Source organism: uncultured Bifidobacterium sp., assembly GCF_949292005.1.
GTDB lineage: Bacteria > Actinomycetota > Actinomycetes > Actinomycetales > Bifidobacteriaceae > Bifidobacterium.
Genome location: NZ_CASEXV010000091.1, coordinates 1 through 3735 on the forward strand (window position 1 = coordinate 1; position 3735 = coordinate 3735).

Below are 3735 nucleotides of genomic sequence, written 5' to 3' on the forward strand. Positions count from 1 at the left end.
CCCATCCTCGAGGCGTTGGACATCGTCGGATCGACATCCGGGAACTATGTGGTCGAGACGGCGTGCACGAAAGTGTCGGACGAGGTCGAAAAAGGCCGCAGGCTGTCCGACGCGATGGCCGGTCAGCCCGTGTTCCCCGGAATGATGGTCCAGATGGTCGTCAGCGGCGAGGATTCGGGAGCCATCGACCAGATGCTCGACAAGGCGGGAATCTCCTTCGATGAGGAGGCGCAGACCACCGCCAAGCAGCTCACGTCATTGCTCGAGCCACTTATGATCGTCGTTCTGGGCGCCGTGGTCGGTTTCATGGTCGTCGCCCTGTACATGCCCATGTTCTCCATGTTCAACGCCATCGACAGTCTGTCGTCATGACAACCAGAATCGATTCACCACAGACGCAGGAGGAAGCACGATGAAGGATTCCCTGTTGTGGAAGTATGTGGACGCCCATGTGGGACGGCGCATCCGGGCCCGATGGTCCGCTGGCGGTGAGACCGGCGCGGCCATGGTCGTGGCCATCATGTTCGTTCTTCTCGCCGCGATGATCTCCCTGATCCTGCTCGCCACCATCGCTGGACAGGCCATGCCCTATGTCACCAGCTCCAGAAACTCGCAGGCGGGCTATGCGGCCGACTCCGGTCTGCAATCGGCGCTGAGCTTCTTCCATGAGGCCGAGAGCAGCTCCACCGTCAGCAAACTCGCGGGCACCGACTCCACCACCTCCACCTCATACCGTACGCATGAAAACAGCGTGGTGGCGGAAGGCACGCTGGGAGTGGGTTCCGACTACACCATCACCATCACCTATTATTCGGCGCTTCCGGGAACCTCGGGTTCCGTTGTCATATCACCTAGTAGCCTCACAACGACCATGCCCGCATACGCGAAGGTGGAGGTGACGGGGAAGTCCGTTTCCAACGTCACGCGCACCGTCACGGCGATATACAAATTCGGATCGACCAGCACCTCGGGGAATCTCAAAGCAGCAAGCAGACTTGGGATGGGATTTTATGCTGTGGCTCCATACTCCAATCTCAAAAGTCAACCGGTGTGGATGAACATCTACAGCGGATCACCCAGCATGTATGACACGGCCGATGGCAGCAAAACGTACGATTCCGCTAATGGAAAGGATGCCACCGGGGTTGTCTATTACATGCGTTCCGGAGGTAGTGCGGATGTGAGCGGTTATTATTCGGATCTCATGAGCAACACGACTATCATGAATCCCGCCAATCAGACGTGCATGGTGGCCACCACCGTCACCACCACCGTCACCAAAGAAATTAACGAGATGCTTGACGTGACAAAGACGCCCCAAGCAGGATCCCCGATCATGATTCTTCCCGTTGCTGCCTATAAGGCGGGTACCACGAACACCTACGTGTACAGCGAACAGTGCAAATCCACAGGCACGTATCAGAATCTCAACAATTGGATCTATGACACGGACGGGAGCATCCGCCTGGCGTCCGAGCCCACTCTCTGCGTTACTGGTGCGGATCTTACGCACACCGGAGGCGGCACCACTGTCGCCACCCTCCAGGAATGTGGTAATTCGTATGGTCCCAACGAGTCGTCGAGCACCGTCGCCAGCAATGTCAGCACCTACACCTCTTACCATACTTATGGATCATATGGTGGTGAGCAGAGCGACTATTACACGGACACGGACAAGAAGGCTCAGAAGGCCGAAAAGGCCGATCCGGACAGCCTGTTGAACAAATTCCAGAAATGGGGCTTCTACAACGGTTTCGTGAATGCCGGTTACTACAACGACATCACCAGCAGCTCCGTCTCCGCCGAAGCCAAGACCTATGATTCCTCCCTACCGGAATCCCAAGGGTATTCCGTAGGTGGAATCCAGCAGACCGGCGGCGCGACCAAATTCCAGGTCTTGGAGGCATCCGTCGAGATCAATCCCGGGACGGAACTCAAGAATGGTGTGAGCGCAGGTCATTTCGCATCGAACATCTACAGCGTGAATTACGCAGCCCATTATCTAATGGCATCCCGATGGAACACATCACTGTCCGATGTCTCCGCATGGTTCACTCCAGGCAGCGACATGCAGGACGCGACCGCCTCCTTCGGACAGGCGGGAGAGGCAGGACATGCCACTAATCAGCTGGTGAACTCGGCCTCCGGTTTCTGCACCACCGCCCAGGGCACGACCAACGGCTCCCACGTCTACGGCATGACCTGCAAGGTCGGAGGAGGAACGTTCAATCCCTTCTGCTACAGCGAACATTTGAAAACAGGCAATGCTGGGACATCAACAAGCACGTCGTATTGCGAGTCGGCCGACAACACGGAGTGGAAGTCGGATTCCGTCGAATACACCGAAGACACCTCGTCCGATGGCCACGGCGTTTCGACCCAGCTGCGGACGTCCACCAGCGGCACATACACCGCCAAGTCGGGGATGATGTACTACGGATTCGACAGTTTCGGCCGATTGACGCTCGTGTCCGACGATACCAAAGCGGCCACCTTCACACGCTACAACGCCAAGACCAGCGACTTGACAAAGGCCGGGACCTTCCAGAAGGACGGCAAGTGCCTCACCGAGATATCCCCGGGGGACAAGGTGAGTGGCAAGTCTGTGTACTCCGGCGACGGCCATTCCTACATCACGCTGGAGACGTGCGGTGCCACGACGGATTATCGAGGGCGCAAGATCAACTCCCAGGTATGGAACGCGACGGTCTTCACCGACTCCGACACGTGGGGGCCAGGCCGCACCATCATCTCATCCTCCGGATCATCCGGATCCTACCTCATCACCACGGAGGGGGATTGAGCATGGCATGGACCTCGACGGCCGCCGTCACGCTTGCCGCGTCGCTGATCATCGGACTCGTGTTCGGCTCATTCCTCAACGTGGTCATCTGGCGTGTCCCCAACGCCATGAGTCTGGTCGAACCACGGCGAAGCATATGCCCGCGATGCCGATGCCAGATCGCCTGGTACGACAACATTCCCCTCATCTCCTTCATGGTCCTCAACGGGCGCTGCCGCAACTGCCATGAGCCGATATCGGCGCGGTACCCACTGGTCGAGGCGCTCGGAGGATTGGCGTGCGTGGCGGTGACCGGAGGGTGGCTCGCCGGGCTGTACACGGCCTGGATCCTTCCGGAGCTCTACGTCCTCGCCCTGGCGTCCATAGCCATAGCGGCCATCGACCTGGACCATCAGCTCATCCTCAACGTCATCGTCTACCCGCTCGCCATCGTCACGCTTGCGCTCCTGACGATCGCATCCGCAGGCACCGGCGAATGGCATCGACTCGTGCGTGCGCTCATATCCGCCGTCGTCCTCGCCGCCTTCTACCTTCTTCTCGGAATCATCTGGAAAGGCGGCATGGGGATGGGGGACGTGAAACTCTCCGCGCTGCTCGGCCTCGTGCTCGGATGGCTGGGAATCGCGCAGTTGATCACCGGAGCGTTCGCGGCGTTCCTCATCGGCGGCGTCATCGCCGTGGTGGAGCTCGCCAAAGGCCGCGTGAAACTCAAAGGGGGAATCCCCTTCGGGCCATCGATGGTGGCGGGGGCGTGGCTGGGAATCTTCGCCGGCGCCGCCATCGCCGAATGGTATCTGAACCTGGCGGGTTTGGCATGAGAGTCATGCGTGGAACGTCGGGAAGAACAGGAACACAACAGACAGGAACACAACAGGGGGAGGGGTTATGAAACCCATCGTGGCATTGGCGCTGAACAATGACGCCATACGTGC

General features: G+C 58.9%; 3 protein-coding genes. All 3 read left to right on the top strand.

Annotated features, from left to right (window positions below):
* Positions 1-372, top strand: a 372-nt coding sequence (locus tag Q1X90_RS07165; protein WP_300768528.1) for a type II secretion system F family protein, incomplete at its 5' end; no start/stop codon positions are given.
* 40 nt (positions 373-412) lie between these two features.
* On the top strand, positions 413-2803 hold the full coding sequence (locus tag Q1X90_RS07170; RefSeq protein ID WP_300768531.1) for a hypothetical protein: 2391 nt from the start codon (positions 413-415) through the stop codon (positions 2801-2803).
* A 2-nt stretch (positions 2804-2805) separates the two neighbouring features.
* Positions 2806-3621 (top strand): A24 family peptidase, encoded by an 816-nt coding sequence (locus tag Q1X90_RS07175; protein WP_300768534.1) that lies wholly within the window; start codon positions 2806-2808, stop codon positions 3619-3621.
* The last annotated feature ends 114 nt before the right edge of the window (positions 3622-3735 follow it).